This is a genomic window from Microcoleus sp. Pol8_D6 (assembly GCF_036700965.1).
Taxonomy (GTDB): Bacteria; Cyanobacteriota; Cyanobacteriia; order Cyanobacteriales; family Microcoleaceae; genus Microcoleus.
Genome location: NZ_JAUBPW010000040.1, coordinates 1 through 25,147, shown reverse-complemented (window position 1 = coordinate 25,147; position 25,147 = coordinate 1). Strand labels below are relative to the sequence as shown.

Annotated in this window: 16 protein-coding genes and 4 pseudogenes; 14 read left to right on the top strand and 6 right to left on the bottom strand. The window is 46.1% G+C overall.

Annotation, left to right across the window (positions count from 1 at the left end; translation table 11 throughout):
* Positions 1-88 precede the first annotated feature (88 nt).
* Positions 89-925 carry an SDR family oxidoreductase gene (locus QUA10_RS16935; protein WP_333081607.1) on the bottom strand — a complete coding sequence of 279 codons (837 nt, stop codon included), beginning with the start codon at positions 923-925 and terminating at the stop codon, positions 89-91.
* Positions 926-1,144: 219 nt separating this feature from the next.
* Here QUA10_RS16935 and QUA10_RS16930 point away from each other — a divergent pair, with 219 nt between their 5' ends.
* The 3 genes and pseudogenes from QUA10_RS16930 (at position 1,145) to QUA10_RS16920 (ending at position 3,020) form a co-directional block, all read left to right on the top strand.
* Entirely contained in the window at positions 1,145-2,125 is a 981-nt protein-coding gene (locus tag QUA10_RS16930; RefSeq protein WP_333081608.1) for an AraC family transcriptional regulator, read from the top strand.
* Between the two features lie 56 nt (positions 2,126-2,181).
* Positions 2,182-2,370: pseudogene (locus tag QUA10_RS29145) on the top strand (transposase); the annotation flags it as partial.
* 290 nt (positions 2,371-2,660) lie between these two features.
* Complete coding sequence (locus QUA10_RS16920) at positions 2,661-3,020, top strand: hypothetical protein (RefSeq protein ID WP_333081609.1); 360 nt, start codon at positions 2,661-2,663, stop codon at positions 3,018-3,020.
* Positions 3,021-3,253: 233 nt separating this feature from the next.
* Here the strand turns inward: QUA10_RS16920 and QUA10_RS16915 are convergent, their stop codons facing one another.
* A complete protein-coding gene (locus QUA10_RS16915; RefSeq protein WP_333081610.1) occupies positions 3,254-3,814 on the bottom strand; it encodes a hypothetical protein in 561 nt (186 codons plus the stop codon).
* A 318-nt stretch (positions 3,815-4,132) separates the two neighbouring features.
* A complete protein-coding gene (locus QUA10_RS16910; protein WP_333081611.1) occupies positions 4,133-6,664 on the bottom strand; it encodes a vWA domain-containing protein in 2,532 nt (843 codons plus the stop codon).
* 212 nt (positions 6,665-6,876) lie between these two features.
* Here QUA10_RS16910 and QUA10_RS16905 point away from each other — a divergent pair, with 212 nt between their 5' ends.
* Positions 6,877-7,866 (top strand): AEC family transporter, encoded by a 990-nt coding sequence (locus QUA10_RS16905; RefSeq protein WP_333081612.1) that lies wholly within the window; start codon positions 6,877-6,879, stop codon positions 7,864-7,866.
* A 161-nt stretch (positions 7,867-8,027) separates the two neighbouring features.
* Positions 8,028-13,445 (top strand): AAA family ATPase, encoded by a 5,418-nt coding sequence (locus QUA10_RS16900; protein WP_333081613.1) that lies wholly within the window; start codon positions 8,028-8,030, stop codon positions 13,443-13,445.
* Between the two features lie 59 nt (positions 13,446-13,504).
* Here QUA10_RS16900 and QUA10_RS16895 read toward each other — a convergent pair whose 3' ends face one another.
* Positions 13,505-13,675, bottom strand: coding sequence for a hypothetical protein (locus QUA10_RS16895; RefSeq protein ID WP_333081614.1), 171 nt, complete (start codon positions 13,673-13,675; stop codon positions 13,505-13,507).
* A 93-nt stretch (positions 13,676-13,768) separates the two neighbouring features.
* Here QUA10_RS16895 and QUA10_RS16890 point away from each other — a divergent pair, with 93 nt between their 5' ends.
* Complete coding sequence (locus QUA10_RS16890; protein ID WP_333081615.1) at positions 13,769-15,427, top strand: calcium-binding protein; 1,659 nt, start codon at positions 13,769-13,771, stop codon at positions 15,425-15,427.
* A gap of 67 nt (positions 15,428-15,494) precedes the next feature.
* Here QUA10_RS16890 and QUA10_RS16885 read toward each other — a convergent pair whose 3' ends face one another.
* Positions 15,495-15,857 carry a hypothetical protein gene (locus QUA10_RS16885; protein WP_333081616.1) on the bottom strand — a complete coding sequence of 121 codons (363 nt, stop codon included), beginning with the start codon at positions 15,855-15,857 and terminating at the stop codon, positions 15,495-15,497.
* Between the two features lie 401 nt (positions 15,858-16,258).
* On the opposite strand from QUA10_RS16885, the gene QUA10_RS16880 reads away from it, so the two are divergent.
* Both QUA10_RS16880 and QUA10_RS16875 read left to right on the top strand, forming a co-directional pair.
* Positions 16,259-17,101, top strand: a complete 843-nt coding sequence (locus QUA10_RS16880) for a photosystem II manganese-stabilizing polypeptide (RefSeq protein ID WP_333053687.1) — start codon at positions 16,259-16,261, stop codon at positions 17,099-17,101.
* A 462-nt stretch (positions 17,102-17,563) separates the two neighbouring features.
* A complete protein-coding gene (locus QUA10_RS16875) occupies positions 17,564-18,337 on the top strand; it encodes an RNA polymerase sigma factor SigF (RefSeq protein ID WP_333081617.1) in 774 nt (257 codons plus the stop codon).
* Between the two features lie 113 nt (positions 18,338-18,450).
* Here the strand turns inward: QUA10_RS16875 and QUA10_RS16870 are convergent, their stop codons facing one another.
* Entirely contained in the window at positions 18,451-19,617 is a 1,167-nt protein-coding gene (locus tag QUA10_RS16870) for a pyridoxal phosphate-dependent aminotransferase (RefSeq protein ID WP_333081618.1), read from the bottom strand.
* A 237-nt stretch (positions 19,618-19,854) separates the two neighbouring features.
* Between QUA10_RS16870 and QUA10_RS16865 the strand changes: the two genes are divergently transcribed.
* From QUA10_RS16865 to QUA10_RS16845, 6 genes and pseudogenes are all read left to right on the top strand, one after another.
* A complete protein-coding gene (locus QUA10_RS16865) occupies positions 19,855-20,367 on the top strand; it encodes an adenine phosphoribosyltransferase (protein ID WP_333081619.1) in 513 nt (170 codons plus the stop codon).
* Between the two features lie 225 nt (positions 20,368-20,592).
* The gene (locus QUA10_RS16860; RefSeq protein ID WP_333086316.1) at positions 20,593-21,633 is read left to right on the top strand and encodes an ABC transporter permease; all 1,041 of its coding nucleotides are present in this window, start codon (positions 20,593-20,595) and stop codon (positions 21,631-21,633) included.
* A 118-nt stretch (positions 21,634-21,751) separates the two neighbouring features.
* Positions 21,752-22,864, top strand: a pseudogene (locus tag QUA10_RS29140) (leucine-rich repeat domain-containing protein); the annotation flags it as partial.
* Positions 22,865-23,359: 495 nt separating this feature from the next.
* Positions 23,360-23,926, top strand: a pseudogene (locus QUA10_RS29135) (DUF6745 domain-containing protein); the annotation flags it as partial.
* A gap of 42 nt (positions 23,927-23,968) precedes the next feature.
* Positions 23,969-24,531: pseudogene (locus QUA10_RS16850) on the top strand (ABC transporter permease); the annotation flags it as partial.
* Between the two features lie 90 nt (positions 24,532-24,621).
* The coding region (locus QUA10_RS16845; RefSeq protein WP_333086315.1) for a leucine-rich repeat domain-containing protein at positions 24,622-25,147 on the top strand (526 nt) is incomplete at its 3' end.

Genomic DNA, 25,147 nt, shown 5'->3' with positions numbered 1-25,147 from the left:
GTGACTGATATCGATCGTCGCTGACCTGTTCCATCTAGTCCACAGTCTTGTTGTCGAGGTCTGAATGATTATGCTTCTCGCGCGATCGCTAGAATGAACCGTCTGTTGATTTCGATAGCTCTTCATGGGCGCGCATCGCCTGCAACCGTTCCTCGACAGCCGGGGCGATCGCCGCGAGGGCATCGCTTCCGGCAACAAACAGTTTCGGCGGATTCTCCATCCTGGCGATCTTGACCAGAGCATCGCCTAACTTGGCCGGATCGCCCTGCTGCGTGCCGTTGTAGGCCGACCACGTATCCTGGACGTTGTCCTCGGCGGCATAGTCTTCGATGGCGTTGCTGGGCCATCTGACATTCTGGTCGTCCAGAAGATCGGTGCGGAAGAAGCCTGGTTCGACGAGCGTGATCTTGATGCCGAACCGCTCGACCTCGGCTGCGACCGACAGCGAAAGACCCTCGATCGCGAACTTCGATGCGGCGTAGGCGGCGCAGTGCTTAAAGCCGACTACGCCAGCAACCGAGCTGATGTTGATGATGTGGCCCGACCGCTGCTGACGCATCACCGGTAGCACGGCGCGCATGAGGTACACCACACCATAGAAGTTCGTAGCGAACTGGTGTTCGATGTCGGCTGTGGTCATCTCTTCAAAATTACCAAGCAGACTGTAGCCCGCATTGTTAACCAAAACGTCGATGCGACCGAACCGCTTCACCGCCTCCTCGACGGCTGTTTTCGCCTGTATCTCGTCGGAAACGTCCAACTGGACAAACGCAAGATTCTCGCTTGCAACATCGCGCAAGGCATTACGCACTTTGTCAAGGTTTCTTCCGGTCGCGACGACACGATCGCCAGCCTGTAATGCTGCCTTGGCAGTTCCAGTTCCGATACCGCTACCGGCACCTGTGATCAACCAGACTTTGTTCATAGTCGTACTCCTTTCAACGGCGAATCTCTGGCCCAATCAAAACTGAGTTTTCTCTTAAATAAAAATCCAGAATGCTTACAAGAAGCCGAAATGGTTTTTCATTGCTTTAGCTTCATTCTAAGAATCCTCAAGGCCAAGCAATAGAACGATCGTCTAAGATTGTTGTATAATCCTGCAAACTTAGAAATAAACGCTGCCAAACCGAGTGAAAAGCCCGATATGGAGTTAATGAACGACCAGCAGGCAAAGCGCGAGGCAGATAGAGCACAAGCCCACAGAGACGAACTGACTGAGCGGATTGCACAGGCGATTCGTCATGATGGGACGATTGAGCCGCTGAAAGGATTGCACTTCAATCGCTCCTCCTCACCTTCGGAATGCGTTCATGGTGTCTCTATCCCTGCCTTTTGTGCGATCGCTCAGGGCAGCAAAGAAGTGCTTCTGGGCTGCGAGCGCTATCAGTACGACCCCTTGCATTATTTGCTGGCTACGGTCGAACTGCCCATTGCCAGCCAAATTCTGGAAGCGTCTGAGGCGCTACCCTACCTTAGCCTTCGCCTGGATCTCGACCCCACTCTTGTCGGTTCAGTCATGGTTGAGGCGGGCGATCCCTCACCGCAAAGGGATGCCAATGTCAAAGCGATTGACGTAAGTCCCTTGGATGCAAATCTTTTGGACGCTGTGGTGCGACTCGTCAGGCTTCTAGATTCCCCTGCTGAAGCTCATGTTCTGGCACCACTGATTAAGCGGGAAATCATTTACCGACTGCTGATGGGAGAGCAGGGTAGTCGGCTGCGTCATATTGCTGTTCTGGGCGGCTCTACCCACCAAATTGCTAGAGCAGTCGATCGGCTTCGCAAAGACTTTAACCAGCCGCTTCGGATTGAAAGCATCGCACGAGAGCTGGGAATGAGTGTATCGAGCTTCCACCATCACTTCAAGTCTGTCACTGCCATGAGTCCCTTGCAGTTCCAGAAGCAACTGCGACTCCAGGAAGCTCGCCGTCTGATGCTGGGGCAAAACCTTGACGCTACCAGTGCTGCCAACCGTGTCGGTTATGACGATTCCTCGCACTTCAACCGAGAGTACAAGCGGCTCTTTGGTATACCGCCGATGCGCGATGTGGAGCGGCTGCGAGAAGCTGCTAGGGAGATTGCGAGTTCAACACGCTCTCCTCAAGATGCCCTAATCACGCCATAAATCGCTAAAACATTGTGGAGACAGCTCTGTGTGGCGCACCGTATGCTGAAACAGGATTAGATAACGCGAGTTATCATAATCGTCGGGATCTTCGAGACAAAATTGCGTTGCAAATGCCGAATCGGCTGTTGGAGTTTTTGCAACCTTATAGTTTAGACTTCAATATTATTGAGTTAGTGTGGCATTCTTGTAAAGAATATATTGCACATCGACTGTTCCAATCTGCTGACCAACTGAGAAATCTACCTAAGAGAAATACTCCCGATTTTAAGTTATCCAGTTCCTCGATTTTGAAGGTAGATTTTGCTAGCTTGGCAAAACTTGCGCTATCTGTGGGAGCTGAGTTAGATTTTATGGTGACGCTGACTCAATACATCCAAAAGCGGTTAGAGGAAGCGATTAACAAAGTTGACGTGCAAATTGAGTATATTACCAGTGGGCAGATAACGGCTAAGACTGTGGCCGATGAAGCTGAATAAATTCAGTTTTAAGTAGTAAAATATCACTTGGCTAAAAGTGAGGATATACTGAAAGTATGAGTAAAACAACTTGGAATATCCTCGGTATCCTCACCATCTTGGCAGGGATTTCCTTCTTCATGTTGATACCAGAAAAATTTGCAGTCTTACCTCCCGATCAGCGCCCTAAATTTATTGAAGGATGTGTTTTGCTTGGGGGAGTGCTTGGTGTGATTGTCGGTATCTGTTTCTTTCCCAAATCTCGTCCTATAACCTTGCGAATTTTGGGAGCGATCGGTATAGCGGCTTGCGTGTTTAATCTTATAGACGGCGCTCAGAGAGGTAACTTTTCTCAATTTCCCGTCACTCTCGCCTTCTGGCTACCAGGCTCGATTTATCTGGTGGTTAAAGGTCAGTTAGGACGAGTTCAGGGGTGACAACACCTCTGAAGTGCGATCGGTATATTTGTGGCATGGCGATCGCCATGCCGCAGTTTGTCAAATTTGTCTAGTAATACCACTTCCAAAAAATTATGCTACAAGAGAATCTCTAAGTGGATTAGATTGAATCATCCCTAGCCTATGTCGGATGACTTTTAAGAAGTGGTATTACAAATTGGGGCTTTGGAGTTTCTACCTTGGTGAGAAAGTGAGGAAAATCAGTATGTTGATTATTCCTCGCTTAAAGGCTTATTGAGTCGTTCTAAAGTCTCTTCAATGTTTTTTATAGTTTTGGCGCAGTAGTGCAATGAAACTTCCGCATCTTTCTTATCAAAATCAAGTTTTCCAGTACCGAAAGTGCCTGGTTTTCGATGAAATTCTACGCCCATTGCGTAGAAATATCCTGCCATTTTTCTGTAGCGGACATATTGCTCTATACTAATACCTAAGCAATAGCAAATAGTTGTTTCATCTAATCCTTGTATTCTGTCCACTGAATGCTGTACACCATCTTTTAAAGCTTTTATCCCTTCTTTTAATTTAGATGATACTTCTGATTTATTTGAAGACTTTTCAACGTAAATACCCTTGATGGAATCTATCTCATTCAATTTTTTAAAACGGTCAAATCTAAAAAAAGATTGATCGAAAAAGAAATCATTAGCTCTCTCAAACATTATTTCTAAGCCAGCCGTAGCATAGGAGATTGCTTCTGCATATTTTTCTTGTTCCATTAAACCCTCAGCTTTGAGCAAGAACTCTTTTGCTCGTTCGTTCTGTATTTCACTCATTTTTTTTATGAAGTTAAGGAGGAAATTTGTAAGCTCATCAAGACTAGCATTTTGCTTAGAAAGTCAACAACTGTAAATCTGTGCGGATATCCGAACCTATCAGCATAGGAACCGCCGACTATTCACCTCAAACCAGGGTTTGGAAAGGCAACACCAAAGGAAAGTTACAAACCCGAACGATTCCGCTCTCTCCTTTCGTCTTGGCAACCTAACACTTGTCCCATCTACCTATTTCCTAGTCGCCACCGCTGCGCCTTTGCGGTTCATTTCAATCCGCCATATTTAACCAAGGTGGGCAAATATTGCCCACCCTAATTCCTACTTCCCTACCGTGAAATACTCATTCTTAGCATACACGCTAATAATGCAGTCGCCGACTTCAAAAAACATCCCCTCTTGCTCATCTTTAGAAAATTGCAAGTTGCCGTATTTAGAATTAATTTCCTCAGCAGTCGCCGCTTTGGCCTCCATTTCATCCGGGATAAGTCCGGTAGAACCGATATAGAAAACCAGCGGTGAAACTTTTTCCCTGTACACTTTTTCAGCATAAGCTTCCAGTCGCTCGTTGGCATTAGCTAACGCAGCGACAAATTCGTCTCGCTTGACATCTTCTCCCTGCCATTTCGCTTGCAAAAGGCGCAGCAAACTATCTGCACCCACTTTGGCTAAAGTAGCGCTAACAATTCCGTTATCCTCCAACCCTAAAAACTCATCGAAAATCAGTTTCATCAAGTCGTCAACTTTGGTGATTTTTGTTCGGGATGACAGCGTTTTGTGTGCGAAGACAACAGGCTCATCTAACGTGATGTCAAATGTCGGTTTTGCTAGCTTTTCGCCCGTGTTTTTGTGGTAAACCTCATAAAGGCGATCGAGAAATTTGTTGGCAGAGTGCAATTTGCCGAAGTTGAGGATGTTTTTGCTGCCGATGTCGATTTTGTAGCTGACTCGCGAATCTACTGAACCGTTGGCGATCGCACTTTTTAAATCTGTGTATTCCGTCGTCGTCGGAAAGTTGATGTAAAGGCTTTTTGACAGATAATGCTGTTTCAATTCTTCCAATTGTTCCGCAGTGTAAGCCTCGGATTCCTCCTTCAAATGAGCCGAGAGGATGCTAGAGAGAATTTTGATTTCTGCGAGTTCCTCAAACACTCCGTCAAGGCTGCCGTAACGCCCGTCAAAAGGCACGAGGGGCAAAGTCTCTAACTTTATATCGTACTCTGAACGGAAGTCAAATTCTTGCACAGGCGAACCGTCTTTTTCAAGGACACCGCATTTTTTGAGCAAATCAAACACTGGTTTGCTGCTGATTTTGGTTCGCAGCGACTTAATATTAACTTCGCCGTCGCTGACAATGGTATAATTGTTGAAAGTATTGAGGTCTGTAACTAGAATTCCCGCCACTTCTGCGATTAAAGTTTCATCCTCAACTTTTACCAACTTAGCTTTTCGGGTAATCAGCATATTGATGGTAGCGGTATTTTGATTGATGGCAAATGAACCCATTTGCACGTATTCGCCACCATCTAAGAATTCTGTTTTCAGCCAAGGCTTGACAAGGTTGCCGTTTTCGTCTCGCTTTCCTTCAATTCGCTTCAAACCTTTTCGCTGATAATTTTCTTGCAAGTGTTTCAAGTTGATGATGATGCTGTTGCTGTTTTCCTCCAATATCTTGATTAACTCCAGCAGGGAAATTTTATCGCTGACTTTTACCCGATCGCCAATTTCATGATTTTTCAACACATCAGGCGCAAAAACAGCCTGTTCCAAATCTTCCGTAAACTCCGCTATTTGGGCATTTGTCAAAGCTTTCGCGTGTTTTTCCGTCAAAGTAGCATCGAAGGTGCTCGCCAGCGCATACTTAGCCGTATTTAAATTGCCGTCAGCCAGGTTAGCTTTCGCAAAAGCAAACACCGACTCATCAGTTTGAGCAACGGGAACATCTAGTTTGTCATACTCATCTTTGGCGATTTTCTGATATTTGTAAAACAATCCCCGATCCTCTACTTTCAGCCCGCAGATTTTCAGCGTGCTCGATGAACCGTTGATTTTCTGGCCGCTTTTGGAAACAAAAACTTGATAATCGTATTCCTTAATTAACGGTTCTTCCAGCGGAGGTGCCACCGAACTGCCTAACAGTTTTGTGCTGTCGTAAAGAGCATCATAAACCATTTTGACTTCGCCAGCGCGGATGCAATTTCCCGATAATGTGTTGGCGATTTTGGAGAGAAGTTTGAAGTCAGCAGAGGCATAGGATATCGTGTTGGCAAACACATCCATGTCTTTGAGTTCTTCGCAAATTTCCCCTAGTTTGGCAGCTTCCGAATTGGCACTTGGGTCATTTGCATAGCCGTCTGTGTGCAAATTGATCGCTGTCATTTCTCCGGCTTTAACCAGAGATTTAGCGAGTTGCATCGACTGCGATATGCAGGTACAGCCAGCCGTGTGGATTTTTTGAATTTCTTTGATGTATTGAGAGTCAAACTTCAGCACTTCTTGAATGGGAATTCGCTGGAAGTGACAAATTACGTCCCCCTTGCTAGCATAGGAAATCAGGCTGACAATTAGCTGGTAATTGTTGTATTCGTCTAAGGTCAAAAGCTTGATTAGGGTTTCTTTCAGCGGTTCTAAGTCATAATACATTGAGCCGGAACGGTCGATGATGATGATGCTGTGAGCGACGGATTTTTCTGGGATATCGCCGGGCTTTCTTTCTAAATTAATGCGATCGACTAGATAGAAAGCCTTTGCGTTTCCGGCAAAATTGTAGAGGGTAAATTTGGTGCGAGTATTCGAGGCTGCTTGGCTGCTGGAACTTTTGACTTGAGACGATTGTTTTGCTTGCCGTGCCATAGTTGTCACCTATGTTGATTTATTCATCAACTTCATCATGACACGCGCTTCTGTGGATGTCAAGGGCTGTGTGGAAAATTATCTGCGAGGTTGAATAACCATTAATATTTAGCGCTGCGCTGCAAGGGAAAACTGCGGCGGTAGGGTAAATGTGGGCTGTTTTGGCAAAAGTAGTGGATGTGCGTAAATATTTAGTAAATATTTAGTCAATCATGCTTTATTTAGAAAATCCGCTGCTCAAACTTTATCTAAATCTGATCGGATGGGTAGCGTTCGGATTTATTCTCGGCCGCCTGCTACCGAGAAGCTATTCTACATATTTAGCCAAGTTTCTTTTCTTTTTTGGCACGCCATTGAGCATTGTTGCTTTTATCCGCCGCGCCAATTTGTCTGGCGCTATTTGGATGGCGCCGCTGATAGCTTGGGTGGCAATTCTAGCAGGTGGAGGACTCGCTTGGATTTTGATAAATTTCGGTGTCGGCGAGGAACGTTTCAAGACTCTTAATCCGATCGCCCAAAATAGCCCGGAACACAACACCGCTTGGAGTTTGCCCACTCAAGGCAGCTTTTTATTGGCAACGATGGTTGGTAATACGGGTTTTTTAGGGATTCCCGTCACCTTGTCCTTATTAGGTTCGGAACACTTTGCCTGGGCGTTGTTTTACGACTTGCTAGGCACTACCGTGGGAATGAATATACTGGGAGTTGCTATTGCTTCTCACTGCGGTAAAAGCGATCACACTCAGAGTTGGTTAAGCCCACTGCGGGCAATTTTTCAGAATCCAGCACTGTGGGCTTTTGCTGTAGGATTTGTCTCGCGCAGCTTGCCGCTGTCGCCACCTATCGCAGAATTGTTAACAACAGGCGCTTGGACTGTAATTACTTTAGCTTTAATTACGATCGGGATGCAGTTGAGCAAGTTGAATTCCTTGCACAACCTCAAACAAGTTTTGGCTTGTCTGGCGATTAAAATGTTGTTAATTCCCTTGGTAATTGGCACGGGATTAACGTTTTTTGGCATCGCGGGCGCGCCGCGACTTGTGCTAGTGCTGCAAATGGCAATGCCTCCTGCTTTTGGTACTACATTGCTGGCAGAAGCTTTCAATCTCGATCGCGAATTAGCCGTAACTGCGATCGGCATCGGCTGCGTTAGTTTATTATTCACTATTCCCCTATGGATGAGGCTATTTAATTTTTACTAAAAATAGCATTTGGTAAGTTTAAAAAGTGTATTATTTCAGTGATCCCCATCACAATTTTTGAGCGCTCTATGTCATATTAATTTAACAATCACTGGACAGGGAAAGAGTATTGGCTTCTGCTAATGTGGAAATAGCCCGCTGAGGACGGGAAGAATAAAAGTATGCCAAGTATAAATTTTAGATTGACAGGTTATCAAATTCTCGATCGCATTTACTCAGGAACTCGCACCCTAGTTTATCGAGCTTTCCGTATTGACGACAAACAGCCCGTCGCCATCAAAGTCTTGCGGAGTAAGTATCCTAGCTTCAGCGAACTCGTGCAATTTCGTAATCAGTACACGATCGCCAAAAACCTCAACTTGCCCGGAATCATCGAAACCTACAGCTTGGAAACCTACCACAACAGCTATGCGTTGGTAATGGAAGACTTTGGGGGAATTTCTCTGAAGGAATGGAGGGAACAAGGAGAAACGGGGCCGACTCTGATCGAGTTTTTCCAAGTGGCGATCGACCTGAGCAATATATTAGATATACTCTACCGCCACCGGATAATTCACAAAGACGTTAAACCCGCCAATATTTTAATTCATCCCCAAACAAAACAAGTCAAACTCATTGACTTTAGTATTGCATCTTTGTTACCAAGGGAAACTCAAACCTTGATGAATCCTAACCTGCTGGAAGGGACACTCGGCTATTTGTCTCCTGAACAAACGGGAAGGATGAATCGCGGCATTGACTACCGCAGTGACTTTTATTCTTTGGGCGTGACTTTTTACGAATTGCTGGCGGGACGATTGCCGTTTCAATCCAACGATGTGATGGAATTAGTACACTGTCATATTGCCAAGCAACCACCATCACTGCATGAAATCAATCCAGAAATCCCGCCTGTACTCTCGGAGATTGTCAGCAAATTAATGGGCAAAAATGCCGAAGACCGCTATCAGAGTGCGTTGGGACTGAAATTCGATTTAGAATTTTGTTTGAAGCAACTTGAAGAAAGCGGGAGGATAAAGAGTTTTGCGATCGCGCAGAGGGATGTTGGCGATCGATTCATTATACCAGAAAAACTCTACGGTCGCGCAACAGAAGTAAAAACCCTACTCGAAGCCTTTGATCGCGTCAGTAGTGGCACAACTGAAATGATGCTAGTAGCTGGTTTTTCGGGGATTGGGAAAACTGCAATTGTGAATGAAGTTCACAAACCAATTGTCCGCCAGCGCGGCTATTTCATCAAAGGTAAATTCGACCAATTCAACCGCAATATTCCTTTCTCAGCTTTTGTCCAAGCATTTCGAGACTTAATCGGACAATTGCTGAGCGAAAGTGACGAGAGGTTGGAAAATTGGCAAACTCAAATATTCCAAGCACTGGGCGATAACGGTCAAGTCATTATTGAAGTAATTCCCGAACTCGAAAGAATTATTGGGGAACAACCACCCCCACTGGAATTATCAGGAACTGCGGCACAAAATCGGTTTAATTTGCTGTTTCAAAACTTTATTAAGGTGTTCACAAAGCCCGAACATCCCCTGGTGATGTTTTTGGATGATTTGCAGTGGGCAGATTCCGCCTCGCTGCGGTTAATGCAACTGCTGGTTACCGAGTCGGAAACCGGCTATTTATTAGTAATTGGTGCCTACCGAGATAATGAAGTATTGGCAGCACATCCGTTGATGCTGACACTGGATGCAGTGGTCAAAGGTGGGGCAACGGTGAATACTATTACCCTGGAACCGTTGAGTTCAACAAGTCTAAACCATTTGGTTGCTGATACGCTCAATTGTGATCCATCTTGGGCAATACCGTTGGCGGAGTTGGTGGCACAAAAAACCCAGGGAAATCCCTTTTTTGCAACCCAGTTTCTCAAAGCACTGCATCAGGATGGGCTGATTGAGTTTGATCGGCTTGCTGGTTATTGGCAGTGCGATATTGTGCGAGTTCGGGAGGCAGCGCTGACGGATGATGTGGTCGAGTTTATGGCGTTGCAGTTGCAAAAATTGCCGCCCGCGACTCAGAATGTGTTGAAGTTGGCTGCTTGTGTTGGGAATCACTTTGATTTGGGGACTTTGGCAGTTGTTTCCGAGCAATTGGAAACGGAAACGGCGGCGGATTTGTGGAAGGCTTTGCAAGAGGGGTTAATCTTGCCTGAAAGTGAAATTTATAAGTTTTATATGGGGCGAGAAAGACGGGAAGAGACCGAAAATTCGGAGGTGGTAAATTACAAGTTTTTGCACGATCGCGTTCAGCAAGCTGCCTATTCTTTAATTCCCGAACAAGAGCGATCGCGCGCTCACTATCAGATTGGACAATTGCTGATCCAGCAAATTTCACCCGCAGCTATAGAAGAGCAAATTTTTTCCGTCGTTAATCAGTTGAATTATGGTATTGCGCTGATTGAATACCAAACACAACGATCCGATCTGGCACAACTCAACCTCACGGCTTGCCGCAAAGCCAGAAACGCTACTGCTTATCAAGCTGCTCGCGAGTATGCTGCGATTGGGCTAAATTTGCTTGGAGAGAGCGCTTGGCAACGACAGTACGAGATGACCTTGAACTTGCACGACATAGCCGCCGAAGTGGCTTCACTGTGTGGTGATTTTGACCAGATGAATCAGTGGATTGACACTGTGATTCATCATACCAGAACTCCCCTTGAGCGAGTGAGCGTTTACATCGTCAAAATTCAGGCATTATCGTCCCAGAACAAGTTTTTAGAAGCAATTGCTATCGGTTTGTTGAGTCTCAAAGAATTAGGAGTTGAATTGCCCGATCGCCCTACAGCAGAAGATATTCAGCAAGCAGTGCAGGAAATTAATTGCTCGATCGGCTATCGACCGATTGAAGAGTTATTCGATCTGCCAGCGATGGTAAACCCCGAAAAGCTGGCCACGATGCAAGTGGCGGCAAGTATGGTGTCAGCTTGTTATCTGGTCGGTTCGTCTTTGTTTGCACTGGTGACTGCCTTACAGGTAAATTTATCTATCCAATATGGCAACAGTCGTAGTTCAGCTTATAGCTATAGTTGTTATGGCATTTTTCTCAACCACTTTCTACAAGATGTGACGGTAGCCGATCGGTTTGGCCGATTAGCTTATCGTCTTGCGAGGGTTGCGGATGCCAAAAATATTCGTTCTGAAACTTTTTCTGTCATCGGACTCTGTTTGTACCATCGCAAATCGCATTTGCGGGATACCATCCCCATTATTCAGGCAGGCTATCAAGCCGGATTAGAAACAGGCAATCTAGAGTTTGTCGGGTATGGTGGGCAGGCATTTTGTATAAATGCCTACTGGTGCGGTCAACCTTTGGCAGAACTTGAACCCCAAATTCGGGCATACCGTCAGCAATTACTCGACCTCAACCAACTAACGACGGCAAATTATTGTTCGGTTTTTTGGGAAGCAACGATGTTTTTATTGGGTAATCCAAACAACTTGGAGATTTCCTTTGAACAGGAAGGTTATGAGGAGAAGCTGGTTTCTCAGTCCTTTGCCTCTAACGATTTTTACCGACTCTGCATCTTCTATCTGTACAGGGCAACGTTGAGATTCCTGCTGGGAGAGATTGCTGGGGCCGCAGCAGATATCGATCGAGCAAGACAGTATATAGCGGGAAGCGTAGGAACTGCTTCCGAAGCTGGTTTATATTTCTATGACTCACTCATAGCCCTTGCCACTCCTGAGTCCGAGACTCAGTTAGAAACGCAGCGGCAACGAGTTCAGCAAAATCAAACTTCGTTGCAGCATTGGGCAGAACACGCCCCCATGAATTATTTGCATAAGTGGCAGTTGGTAGAAGCAGAGAGATACCGAGTTACCAGACAGAGGGCAGAAGCTATCGAAATGTACGATCGCGCCATTTCTGGAGCGCAAGAAAACGAATACATCCAAGAAGAAGCTCTCGCTAACGAACTAGCAGCTAAATTCTACCTCAACTGGGGTAAAGAAAAAGTGGCGCAAGCTTATATGCAAGAAGCCTACTACTGTTATGCTCGCTGGGGTGCGAAAGCCAAAATCGATGACTTAGAAAAACGGTATCCCCAACTTCTTGCTCCCATATTGCAGGCCAGAGAAAATCGTTGTTTAATCTGCGAAACCCGCCTCCACCCAATCAATAAATCGTCAATTTTACCTCAAAGATTCCAAACAATTCTCTCGAGCAGCAACAATATTTACGAAACCCTCGATTTCGCGGCTATTCTTAAAGCTTCCCAAACTCTATCGAGTGAAATTAAATTAGAAAAATTGCTGGCTGGATTGATGTCTGTCGTGATGGAAAATGCCGGGGCAAAAAAAGCAGTTCTGCTATTGATGAAGGATGGGAATCTCACCATCGAAGCTGTAGCCTCCTTCAATCAAGATGTCATCTCAATATCTGTACCGCTGTCAGCCAGCGACGAGTTTCCCCCTGCTGTGGTCAACTATGTTAAGCGGACTTGGAAAACTGTCGTTTTGGATAATGCCGCCGTACAAAACGATTTTATTGCCGATCCGTATTTGATGCAGGAAAAGCCCAAAAGTGTGCTGTGCGCGCCCATTTTAAATCAGGGTAAATTAATCGGGTTGCTATATCTAGAAAATAACTTGACAATTGGTGCATTTACAAAAGATCGCACTGAAGTTATTCAACTTTTGTGCGCCCAAGCGGCTATCTCTATACAAAATGCTCGATTGTACCAACAATCTCAAACTTATGCACAAGAATTAGAGCGATCGCTCTTTGATTTGCAGCAAGCACAGTTACAGATCGTACAAAGCGAAAAAATGTCCACGTTGGGCAATCTAGTCACAGGAATAGCCCACGAAATCAATAATCCTGTCGGCTTTATTAGCGGCAATATTGAGGAAGCAACGACCACGATTAAAGATTTGATTGGTCACTTAAAGTTATATCAAGAAAAACTGCCCGCTCCAGGCGAAGAAATTGAAGAAGATGCTGAGGATATTGATTTAGAGTATGCCTTAGAAGATTTGCCCAAGATGCTGTTGTCGATGAAAGTGGGGTGCGATCGCATTCGCGGCATTAGCACCAGCCTCCGCACCTTCTCCAGAGCCGATAAAGACTACAAAGTTCCGTTTAATATCCATGAGGGCATTGACAGCACTATCTTGATTTTGAAACACCGGCTCAAAGCCAACGAACACCATCCTGCGATCGAAGTCGTCACAGACTACGGCAATCTCCCCCCTATCGAATGCTTTCCTGGTCAACTGAACCAAGTCTTTATGAACCTGCTTGCTAACGCGATCGATGCCCTAGAAGAATCAAACCAAGGACGCAGTTTGGAGGCAATTAAAGCAAATCCACACTGTATCACAGTTCGTACCAGTCAGTCGGGTGATCGACATATCAAAATTCAGATTGCCGATAACGGTGCGGGTATGACTGAAGCAGTAAAACAGCGGATTTTTGACCATCTATTCACCACGAAGGCAGTAGGAAAAGGCACGGGTTTAGGATTGGCGATAGCCCGCCAGATTGTAGTCGAAACCCACGGCGGAATAATTAATGTCAATTCTATTTTGGGGGGAGGGAGTGAATTTGAGATAGTGTTACCTGTTACTGAATAAAAGTTGACTGTTGACTAATGACTAATGACTGTTGACTAATGAAAAAGGTTATTCATTTTTCATTTTGTTTGTCTAGTTTGACTTCCTTGAGTGCGATCGACTAATTTGTATTTGAAAAAATCCAGAATAACTAAATTAGATTGCCGATCGGGCATTATACCAGCCCCGATCGCAATTGCGGACACGAGCAAAACTTCCAGCGCCCCTTCGCCAGATTGCCAAAATCTCAATTATGCTAACCTAGGCAAGCAGCAATCCCTTGTCACGAAGGCGATTAACATAATTTCAAACAATTTATTTTATTGAGGACCGGTGTATCCCCTATGGCAAACCTGATCGGCACAGACAGCAACGACTTTATTCTAGGAACTCCGCTGAGCGATCGAATTCGCGCCTTAGATGGCGATGATTCGCTCCTGGGTGCGGGAGGAGATGACACCCTAGAGGGCGACGGCGGCAACGACCAGCTTCTTGGAGGTGACGGATCAGATTCGCTGATTGGCGGTGAAGGAAATGACGAACTTATTGGCAACCAAGGCCGCGATTTTGCTTCCGGCGGGAACGGCGACGACTCGATTCGTGGCGGTTTAGGCAACGACATCCTCGAAGGCAACGACGGGATAGACAGCGTGTTGGGAGATGCAGGGGACGACTTAGTTTTTGGCAACGGAGGCTTTGATGTGATTGCCGGCGGTACTGGCAACGACACCCTCACAGGGAATGACGGCGACGATTCCGTGTTCGGGAATGCTGATGACGACTTTCTCTACGGGAATGCGGGGAACGATTCTCTCAACGGCGGCAGTGGTAGAGATCAAATGTTGGGCGCTGAGGGCAACGATTATTTGACCGGCGGCGACGGTGACGACACTTTGTACGGCAATGCCGACAACGATTCGCTCTTCGGAGACGCTGGTAATGACCAGATATTCGGCGGCAAGGCTGACGATACAGTTTTTGGCGGCACCGGTTCCGATACCCTTCGCGGCGATGAAGCCGACGACTCGGTACTGGGAGATGAAGGTAATGACTTTCTGTTTGGTGGCAAAGGTAATGATGGTATCGACGGTGGTTTTGGCGATGACTCCTTGGCTGGAGGTATCGGCGACGATACAATTTTGGGCGGTTTCGGCAATGACAATTTATTTGGAGCAGAGGGTAATGATTCTTTAATCGGAGGCGAGGGTTCGGATACTCTGACTGGCGGCAGCGGCAGCGATGTTTTTGGATTGGGAGCCGGGCCTGGCAGTCTGGCTTTAATTACTGATTACAATGACACAGAGGATTTCTTTGGACTGCCGAGCAATTTATCTTTCGCTCAACTGCAAGTTCGGCAAGGTAACGGTGCCAATGTCAGGGATACAGTAATTACGACGCTCGACGGCAAGCTTTTAGCAATTTTGATCGACACTCCGGCGGCGCTGATCGAAGCGAATGATTTTATCGCTGTGACTGGGACGGCTACTCCCAGGCCAACCACCATTACCACTACAACTACAACTACAGTTACAAGCACAATTACAGATCCAGCTCAACCTCAAACTTCAACTACAGAATCACTTCCAACTCCGCCTCCAACTCCCACGGAAGCACCGACTCCAACTCCCACGGAAGCACCGACTCCAACTCCCACGGAAGAAGCGACGCCGACTCTCACGGAACCAGCGACGCCGACTCCCACGCCGACGCCGACTCCCACAGCAGCACCGACTCCGACTCCCACAGCAGCACCGACTCCGACTCCCACGCCGACGCCGACTCCGACTCCCACAGCAGCACCAACTCCGACTCCCACGCCGACTGCTGCGAGGATTCCGATTCCGCCGACTGTTAGCGTGCCTGATTCGCCTCTGCTATCAATTAGTTCGATCCCTCCGACTCCCGGACTATTGCCAATGCCGGGCCAGACGCCGATATTCCCGACGGCGGTGCCGAACCCGATACCTGTTCCTACACCTGTTCCTACACCTTACGGGCTTTAGGTGCGATCGCGCCGCTCAGTGATGAGTTATGAGTTAATGTAAAACCCACTAAACTCATCACTCAAAACTATTTAACGTCCTGGGGAGTTTCGGCCGAGTCTTCTGGCGACTCGGCTGGAGAATCTTCTAAGGGAGATAATTGTTGGCTGTACCCCAAGAGCGATCGAAGTTTCATGCGGTGGATGTAAGGCCAGCCGCCATTGGCTTCAATATTCCTGAGCAGTTTGTAAAGTGCTTGGCGGTTGTCGGGAAAAGACGCTTGAAACAAACCGTCCCGAATTTCCCGGTGCGAAGCTTCCAGCCTCCGCAGCAGGGCCAAAAGCAGCAGACTGTCTCCCTGACAACTTTCGGCTAAAGTCCGAATCGCCTCTGTCACTGATTGCATTTGAGACTGCAACTTTTCTGACTCTAAATCTTTGCCGTTGTCCATACTGCTGCTTCCTTTGAAATCTACAAGGCCTTTGTCCCCAGCCTTTTGGTCAATCGACTAATCGAGCTAGTCGCGATCGCCATTCGGGGTCATAAGCAAAGTAACTTAAGTAGGTTGACTTAAGCAATATTAATTTGCAGTCCAAGTCAGGAAAAGAGCACAACCCGTCGTACCATGTGTATTGGGCTGTGATCCGAACATGATTGAGAAATCATAAGTTCATGCTTATTTTCACGGCGCACTAGCTTGATTTTTTGAGTCAATGCCGGTCTCGGTGAAGCGAGGGATCAGGATCTAAATGCTACCCTAAGCGCTGGCCTAGCCTGCCGGCGGGCAATTATATTTTGCTCGAACTAGGGCTTTTTCTTAATATAATCCGATGTTGGATATTGAGGTTGGCAATGAAATATCGTGCTTTAATTGTTGCACTTTTAGCTTTTTGCATGAGTGCGCTGGTTGCTTGTTCTTCTGCTTCTGACACGACGGTGGCAACTACCGAGTTGCTCACCTACGACCAGATTAGAGGTACTGGCTTGGCTAATAACTGCCCTAGCTTGGCAGAAACTTCTCGGGGCTCGATCCCCATCGAAGCGGGCGCCACCTATAAACTGACTGGTTTGTGTTTGCAGCCCACAACTTATTTTGTGAAGGAAGAACCAGCAAACAAACGCCAAGAAGCGGAATTTGTGCCTGGTAAATTGCTGACACGGTTCACGTCGAGCATTGACCAAGTTCAAGGTACGCTCAAGGTCGGTACTGACGGCACTCTGACTTTCACAGAAGAAGACGGCTTAGATTTTCAAGCTATTACGATTCAGTTACCGGGCGGAGAGCAAGTACCTTTCTTGTTTACCATTAAACAGCTAGTGGCCAGTTCCGAACCGGGAGTAGTTGCTATCAATACTTCCACCGATTTGCGAGGGGAGTTTAACGTTCCTTCTTACCGCAGCGCAGGCTTTTTAGACCCTAAAGCTCGCGGGGTATCGACTGGCTATGACAATGCTGTAGCGCTTCCGGCTTCTGATAATTCCAAACGCGTGCGGGCTAATGTTAAGGTGGCTGACACTCGCACTAAGGCCGGCAAAATTTCTCTCCAAGTTGCTAAAGTCAACAGCGCCACTGGCGAAGTTGGCGGGATTTTTGAGAGCACGCAGCCTTCTGATACTGATTTGGGAGCTAGACCGGCTCTGGACGTGAAAATTCGGGGTTTGTTTTACGCTCGCATTGAGCCTTCTGTGTCATAAAATTGGCTTTCTGGATCGATCGAACTTGAGCAGTTTCTAGCCATAAAGCTCCTGCTCGCCCTTCATTAGCCAACAGTCTTGAGCAACATAACTTAGGACTGTTGACTAATGACTAAATTTATGATTGAATAGTGGTCATTCGCAAGTTATGAAGTTGGGATTTTTTATTAATTAAAGTATTGTATTCAAACCGCTTTCAGCTTATAATATTTTTTTCAAAAAACCTGGTTAAATTGGGGATACGGTCGAAGGCGTTCTACCTGGTAAAAGTCTGCCTTATGCCGAAAAAATGCGGAGAATCCCGCTAAATCCGTCCACGTACCGAAAACTCAACTGGTGTGTCCGCTATCACACCTATTAAGTGCTAGGATTACACTACCTAAAAGTGAATTTTTTTAGACTAGATTGGAAACTAGATCTAAAGCAACTTCAGTCCTCTGCTCTACCCACCCTTATGCCACCATGTCTACCACACTGCCGAACGAGCTAAAAAGCGAAAATTTGCAATTGTTGCGCGAGTACCAACTTTCTGGATCGAATGAAATCCGCAATCAGTTAGTTAAACTGAATATTGGACTGGTCAGAAAAGAAGTTTACCACTGGATCAACCAGTGCGGTGAAAGCTACGACGATTTACTGCAAGTCGGATGTATTGGGTTGATCAGGGCGATAGAGCGGTTTGATATCGCGAAGGGGCACGCTTTTAGTTCCTTTGCCATTCCCTACATTCGGGGCGAAATTCAACACTACTTGCGGGACAAAAGCCCTTCTGTGCGATTTCCCCGGCACTGGCAGTCGCTGGAACGCAAATCAGTAGTAGCAATCAAGGAGTTGCAGGTGCAGTTAAACCGCAAACCTACGGATGCTGAAGTAGCAGCAGTCCTTGAGGTTTCTTTACAAGAATGGCAAGAAATTAAGTTGGCCCATCTCAACAGATCGCCTCTAAGTTTGGACGCGCCGATGCAAGATGAAGATGAGGGGGCGACTTGTCTGGGAGAATTGGTGCCCGATAGCAAGTATCGGAGTTTTCAGTTGGCGCAAGAGGATCAAATTCGCGTACAGCAAGCTTTGGCTATGTTGGAACAACGGACTCGCGAGATATTGGAGTTTGTTTTTCTCTACGATTTGACGCAGAAGGAAACCGCTGAACGCTTGGGTATCAGTGCGGTGACAGTTTCTCGGCGAGTTAAGAAGGGGCTGGATTTGCTCAAAGAGATTATGACTAAACAGCTTTAGTTATTAGTCAGTTGTTGGTTGTCAGTTGTGAACAGTTAACAGTTAAAAGTCAATCGTTAACCGTTAACCGTTAACAGTCAACAGTTAACAGTCAACAGTCAACAGACTAATTTTTATATGCTGCGGACAAATTTATCGAGCCTTTCTACCGCTTTTTTAATTGTGCCTAAATCGGTAGCGTAAGACAAGCGAATATGGTCGTCTGCACCAAACGCAATCCCCGGAATAACTGCTACTTGCTGCTGTTCTAAGAAAGCGTCGCAAAATTCCAAAGAATTCATTCCCGTCTTGCTGATGTTGACAAACATATAGAAAGCACCGTCTGGTTTAATACAGCTAATTCCAGGGACAGCATCGAGTAATTCAAATATTACCTGACGCCTTTCGGCAAAAGCTAGACGCATTGTTTCGACAGACTCTTGACTGCTTTCCAAAGCTGCGATCGCGCCGTACTGTGCAAAAGTACACACATTTGAGGTACTGTGACCTTGAATGGTGCTGGTGGCTTTGATTAATTCGATCGGCCCGGCCAAATAACCGATTCGCCAGCCTGTCATCGAGTAAGCTTTAGCAAAACCGCTGCTGATTAGGGTGCGATCGAAGATTTCTTTGCCTAGGGAACCGATACTGACGTGTTGAGCGCCGTCATATATAATTTTTTCGTAAATCTCGTCAGCAACGACTAAAATATCTCGATCGACTATCACCTCGGCCAAGGCTTTGATTTCCGCCGGAGTATAAACCATTCCCGTCGGGTTAGAAGGCGAATTCAGTACAAATAACTTGGTTTTGGGAGTAATCGCTCCACTCAGTTGTTCCGGTGTAATTTTATATCCTGTAGAAGCATCAGTCCGTACAATTACTGGCTTGCCACTAGCGAGTTTCACCATTTCAGGGTAGCTTAGCCAGTAGGGAGCAGGAATAATTACTTCCTCTCCAGGCTCGATCAGAGCCATCATCAGATTGTAGAGGGAATGCTTGCCGCCGTTGGTGACAATAATATTTTCCGGTTGATAGTTGAGATTGTTGTCATCGCGGAGTTTGCGGGCGATCGCAGCTTTTAACAGCGGTTCCCCAGACACAGGGCCATACTTAGTCTTCCCCGCGTCTAAAGCTTGCTTTGCCGCTGCTTTAATGTGTTCGGGGGTATCAAAGTCTGGTTCTCCCGTACTCAAACTACAGACATCAATCCCTTCGGCCTTCATGGCTTTAGCCTTAGCGGCGATCGCCAAGGTTATAGAAGGAGAAACCTCACCCACTCGTGCTGCCAACTTAATCATTGGATTTTAGATATTAGATTTTTGACTTTAGATCATAGGGTGACAAATGTTGATATTCAACCCTGTTGTTAGGGAATTATGACATTTGTTTACATAGTACGTAAAGGATTAAGCAATTAAAGAATAAAAATTAAAGAAGCTCTTAGTTTTAATTTTTATTTTTTAATTTTTAAATTTTGACGTTATTATTGTACCATTTTTGATGCCTCGTTACCCTCAACGCCGATCTCCAAGCTTATGGATCTCAAATCTCTGATTCGCGACATTCCTGATTTCCCAAAGCCGGGAATTCTGTTTCGAGACATTACAACTTTGCTGCGCCACCCGCAAGGGCTCAGCTACACCATTGACAGCTTAGCGGAAAAATGCTCTGCAATGTCTGCTGACTATGTGGTAGGCATGGAATCGCGGGGCTTTATATTTGGCGCGCCTTTGGCTTATAAAATGGGAATAGGTTTTATTCCTGTCCGCAAACCGGGGAAACTGCCCGGCGCAGTTCATTTTGCTGAGTACGAGTTAGAGTACGGTGTCGATCGACTGGAGATGCACCAAGATGCGATGACATCGGGCAGCCGGGTGCTGATTGTGGACGATTTAATCGCCACTGGCGGAACAGCGGCGGCGACGGCTAAATTGTTGGAACAAGCTGGCTGCGAGCTTGTCGGTTTTGCTTTTATCATTGAATTGCAGGCTTTGGGTGGCAGGCAGAAATTGCCCGATGTGCCAATTGTTACGCTAGTGGAGTATTAGTTAGTTAACTGTTGGCAGTTGACAGTTGACTGTTGACTGCTGACAGTTGAATAAAAACTACTGACAAATAATATCCTTGACCTTTGCATCGGAATTATTCATCTCTCTCTTCTCTTTCTCTGCGATCTCTGCGTTCTCTGTGGTTAAATCATTCCGATGCAACCGGAATTAATATCATTCACAATTCTTCAAATCTAAAATCTAAAATCTAAAATCTAAAATCCTATGACTTCTGTTAAATTGAATCGAAATTGGCGAATGTTGAATTCTCTGTTTGGCAGCGAGACATTTACTTATGTTGTAAAGCGACTGTTGCAGGCACTTTTAACTCTATTTTTAGCATCAATGCTTTGTTTTGCAATTATTGAGCTAGCACCGGGCAATTACTTGGATACTTTGAGCCAAAATCCGAAGATTTCGCCGGAGACACTCAAGCAACTCGAACAGCAGTTCGGCCTAGATAAACCAGCTATTGTGCAGTATTGGCTGTGGCTGCAACAAATTGTGACGCGGGGAAATTTTGGCACGAGTTTTGTGTATCAGCGATCCGTAGCTTCGCTGCTGTGGGAACGGGTACCGGCGACGTTATTGATGGCGATCGCATCTTTGATTGTAACTTGGGCGATCGCGATTCCTTTGGGAATTGTCGCCGCCGTCAATCAAAACCGCACAGTTGATCGAGTTCTGCAAGTAGTCAGCTACACCGGACAAGGATTTCCGAGCTTTATCACAGCGTTGCTGCTGCTATTTTTTGCTCAAAATACTTCGCCTCTTTTCCCCGTCGGAGGAATGACGAGCATTGACCACGCAGACTTACCTTGGTGGGGTCAAATCCTCGATTACGGCTGGCACTTAATTTTGCCAACAGTCGCCCTCAGCCTTACTGGTTTTGCTGGTTTGCAAAGATTGATGCGCGGACAATTGTTAGACGTGCTGCGTCAAGATTATATCCGAACAGCACGGGCGAAAGGTTTGCCGGACGATCGAGTAATTTACATTCACGCTTTGCGGAATGCTGTTAATCCGTTGATTACGCTATTGGGTTTTGAGTTTGCTAGTTTGTTGAGCGGTGCGTTTATTGCCGAATATTTCTTTAATTGGCCGGGTTTGGGAAAGCTGACTTTGGAGGCTGTTAACAATCAAGATTTGTACTTAGTAATGGCCAGTTTGATGATGGGTGCGACGATGTTGATTGTGGGGAATTTGTTGGCGGATTTGCTGCTGAAAGCAGTCGATCCTCGGATTAAGCTGGAAGATTTGAAATAGTAGATTTAATTCAGTAGTATGAGGTCGGCAAGGGCGATTTGTAATAGTCAACAGTCAACAGTCTTCCCATTATCCATGCCCCCTGCCCCATGCCCTATTACCCATCTCGGAGTGTTTTATGTCAGAAAAACAACCCAACGAGCCAATGAGTTTTAGCAGCTTTGCCGACTGGTGCAGGCATATTGACAGTCTTTCAGAATCGGCAAGGTACACAGTTAAAGTGTTGTTAAAAAAGGCTGGCACTGATAACCCTGAAGCAGCGGAGCAGATACTTTCACGCAAGACAGAACTGGATCTCATCGACAATCAAATTACCGACATCAGCTCCCTCGACTCGCTCACCAATCTGACAAAACTCTATCTCGGCAAAAATCAAATTACCGACATCACCTTCCTCGGCTGGCTCACCAATCTGACAACACTGAATCTGGGCTACAATCAAATTACCGACATCACCTTGCTCAGTTGGCTCACCAATCTGACAGCACTGGATCTGAGCTACAATAAAATTACCGACATCAGCTTCCTCGGCTCGCTCACCAATCTGACCACACTGAATCTGGCCAGCAATAGAATTAACGACTTCAGCTTCCTTGGCTCGCTCACCAATCTGACCACACTGAATCTGGCCAGCAATATAATTGCCGACATCAGCTTTCTCGGCTCGCTCACCAATCTGACCACACTGTCTCTCAACTACAATCTAATTAACGACATCAGCTTCCTCGGCTCGCTCACCAATCTGACAACACTGAATCTGGCCAGCAATCAAATTACCGACATCAGCTTCCTCGGCTCGCTCACCACTCTGACAACACTGAATCTGGGCTACAATCACATTACCGACATCAGCTTCCTCGGCTCGCTCACCAATCTGACAACACTGAATCTGGGCTACAATCATATTACCGACATCAGCTCCCTCGGCTCGCTCACCAATCTGACAAAACTCGATCTCTGGCACAATCAAATTACCGACATCAGCTTCCTCGGCTCGCTCACCAATCTGACCACACTGAATCTGGGCTACAATCACATTACCGACATCAGCTCCCTGGGCTCGCTCATCAATCTGACAACACTGAATCTGGACAGCAATAGAATTACCGATATCAGCTTCCTCGGCTCGCTCACCACTCTGACAACACTGAATCTTGACAACAATCAAATTACCGATATCAGTGCCTTGCGCTCGCTCACCAATCTGACAAAAGTCGATCTCAGCGGCAATGAAATTGCCCCTCTGTGCGTGTTAGGCGAACTCGCACAGAAACGTCTTACTCTCTCGACTACCCCAATTGATGCTCAAAAAGCCACAGAAGCAGTCAAAGTTGCCTATGCCGCTATTGGCCTAGAAGAACCCTCCGTTATTATTTGCAGCAGTCCTCGCGACGTTTATCTCCAAATCTTCAAATTGCTCAAACACGACCATTCACAAAACGGTTCAGACGAATACAGCAATAGATGGGGGAAAAAGCTATACAGGAAATGGATGTCCCTTGTGGGAGAATTTGCAAGTCCGGGGGTGTGGAAGTATGATCTCGATCGCATGACAATCGAGCCAGAAGCAGACAGCACACTGAGTTCGCTAATGAGGCAATTGGTTGACGAATATGAGCGATCGGAACGAACGATGGAGAATTTTTTTTCTGATCTTTTGTTCGACCTGAGATTCCTTGAAACCCCCACGACTTTGTTTAAAGAAATCTATTTAACTCAATGGTATATCTCTTCATTAGGCATCAATCTTTCCCAAAAGGCACAAGAAATACTTCGCTGCCAAAAGCTGCTTTTCGAGCATTGCGGTTGGATATTTCCCTTTGAAAAGATTTGCTTTGTGTGCGATCGCCCCCGCCACCTGCGTTTTGACAGTCAAAACCGCTTGCACGCTGAAGCAGAACCTGCGATCGAGTTTGCGGATGGATGGAAAATTTACTTTTATCACGGCGTCAGATTGCCTGAACAATACGGTCAACTCCACCCCAATCAATGGCAATCCCAATGGCTTTTAACAGAAATAAATGCCGAAGTTCGGCGAGTGTTAATTCAAGGAATTGGTTACGCTCGCATCATTCAAGAATTGTCAGCAAAACAAAAAGATAGTTGGCAGGAATATGCACTATTACAAATAGATAACATCGAGGCCCAACCGATTTGTTTGCTAAAAATGACTTGTCCAAGCACGGGATTCATTCACGCTGTGAGAGTTCCACCTAACCTGAGATCAGCTAGGGAGGCAATTCGCTGGGTAAATTGGGATATTGATCCAGAGGAATTTTCCGTGCAGACCTGATATAATTGTGGCGATGGATATCTACAAGTAGTCAGCTAAAGGGGACAAGGATTTCCCAGCTCGATCGCAGCGTTGCTGCTGCTATTTTTTGCTCAGAATACTTCGCCTCTGTTTCCTATCGGAAGAATGACAACTATCGACCACGTAGACTTACCGAATGTGGGGTCAAATTCTCGATTACGGCTGGCACTTAATTTTGCCAACAGTCGCCCTGGGCCTTACTGGTTTTGCTGGTTTGCAAAGATTGATGCGCGGACAATTTTTGGATGTGTTGTGTCAAGATTATATCCGAACAGCACGGGCGAAAGGTTTGCCGGACGATCGAGTAATTTACATTCATGCTTTGCGGAATGCTGTTAATCCGTTGCTTACGCTGTTGGGTTTTGAGGCAAGCTTGTTTGTTGAGCGGTGCGTTTATTGCCGAATATTTCTTTAATTAGCCGGGTTTGGAAAAGCTTAATTTGGAGGCAGTGATTAATCAAGATTTGTATTTAGTAATGGCAATTTTGATGATGGGTGCGACGATGTTGACTGTGGGGAACTTGTTGGCGGATTTGCTGCTGAAAGCTGTCGCTCCTCGGATTAGGCTGGAAGATTTGAAATAGAAAACTTAATTTAGTAACAGAAGCTACGCAAGGGCGATTTGTAATAGTCAACAGTCAAAAGTATTCCCATTACCCATCTCGGAGTGTTTTATGTCAGAACAACAACCAAACGAGCCAATTAGTTTTATCAGCTTGGCCGACTTGTGCAGGCATATTGACAGTCTTTCACAAGAGGCAAGGCACACAGTTAAAGTGTTTTTAAAAAAGGCTGGTACTGATGACGCACAAGAAGCGGAGCAGATACTTTCAAGCATGACAGAACTGCATCTCAACAACAATAGAATTACCGACATCGGATTCCTCGGCTCGTTCACCAATCTGACCACACTGTCTCTCAGCTACAATCAAATTACCGACATCAGCTTCCTCGGCTCGCTCACCAATCTAACAACACTGTCTCTGTGCGGCAATCAAATTACCGACATCAGCTTCCTCGGCTCGCTCACCAATCTAACAACACTGTCTCTGTGCGGCAATCAAATTACCGACATCAGCTTCCTCGGCTCGCTCACCAATCTAACAACACTGTCTCTGTGCGGCAATCAAATTACCGACATCAGCTTCCTCGGCTCGCTCACCAATCTAACAACACTGTCTCTGTGCGGCAATCAAATTA

Excerpts from the sequence above, each read along its gene's own strand:
- QUA10_RS16910 (WP_333081611.1), bottom strand. The coding sequence starts at position 6,664 with ATGGCACGGCAAGCAAAACAATCGTCTCAAGTCAAAAGTTCCAGCAGC.
- QUA10_RS16880 (WP_333053687.1), top strand. The coding sequence starts at position 16,259 with ATGAAATATCGTGCTTTAATTGTTGCACTTTTAGCTTTTTGCATGAGT.
- QUA10_RS16875 (WP_333081617.1), top strand. The coding sequence starts at position 17,564 with ATGTCTACCACACTGCCGAACGAGCTAAAAAGCGAAAATTTGCAATTG.
- QUA10_RS16865 (WP_333081619.1), top strand. The coding sequence starts at position 19,855 with ATGGATCTCAAATCTCTGATTCGCGACATTCCTGATTTCCCAAAGCCG.
- QUA10_RS16890 (WP_333081615.1), top strand. The coding sequence starts at position 13,769 with ATGGCAAACCTGATCGGCACAGACAGCAACGACTTTATTCTAGGAACT.
- QUA10_RS16870 (WP_333081618.1), bottom strand. The coding sequence starts at position 19,617 with ATGATTAAGTTGGCAGCACGAGTGGGTGAGGTTTCTCCTTCTATAACC.
- QUA10_RS16905 (WP_333081612.1), top strand. The coding sequence starts at position 6,877 with ATGCTTTATTTAGAAAATCCGCTGCTCAAACTTTATCTAAATCTGATC.
- QUA10_RS16885 (WP_333081616.1), bottom strand. The coding sequence starts at position 15,857 with ATGGACAACGGCAAAGATTTAGAGTCAGAAAAGTTGCAGTCTCAAATG.
- QUA10_RS16920 (WP_333081609.1), top strand. The coding sequence starts at position 2,661 with ATGAGTAAAACAACTTGGAATATCCTCGGTATCCTCACCATCTTGGCA.
- QUA10_RS16915 (WP_333081610.1), bottom strand. The coding sequence starts at position 3,814 with ATGAGTGAAATACAGAACGAACGAGCAAAAGAGTTCTTGCTCAAAGCT.
- QUA10_RS16900 (WP_333081613.1), top strand. The coding sequence starts at position 8,028 with ATGCCAAGTATAAATTTTAGATTGACAGGTTATCAAATTCTCGATCGC.
- QUA10_RS16860 (WP_333086316.1), top strand. The coding sequence starts at position 20,593 with ATGACTTCTGTTAAATTGAATCGAAATTGGCGAATGTTGAATTCTCTG.
- QUA10_RS16930 (WP_333081608.1), top strand. The coding sequence starts at position 1,145 with ATGGAGTTAATGAACGACCAGCAGGCAAAGCGCGAGGCAGATAGAGCA.
- QUA10_RS16935 (WP_333081607.1), bottom strand. The coding sequence starts at position 925 with ATGAACAAAGTCTGGTTGATCACAGGTGCCGGTAGCGGTATCGGAACT.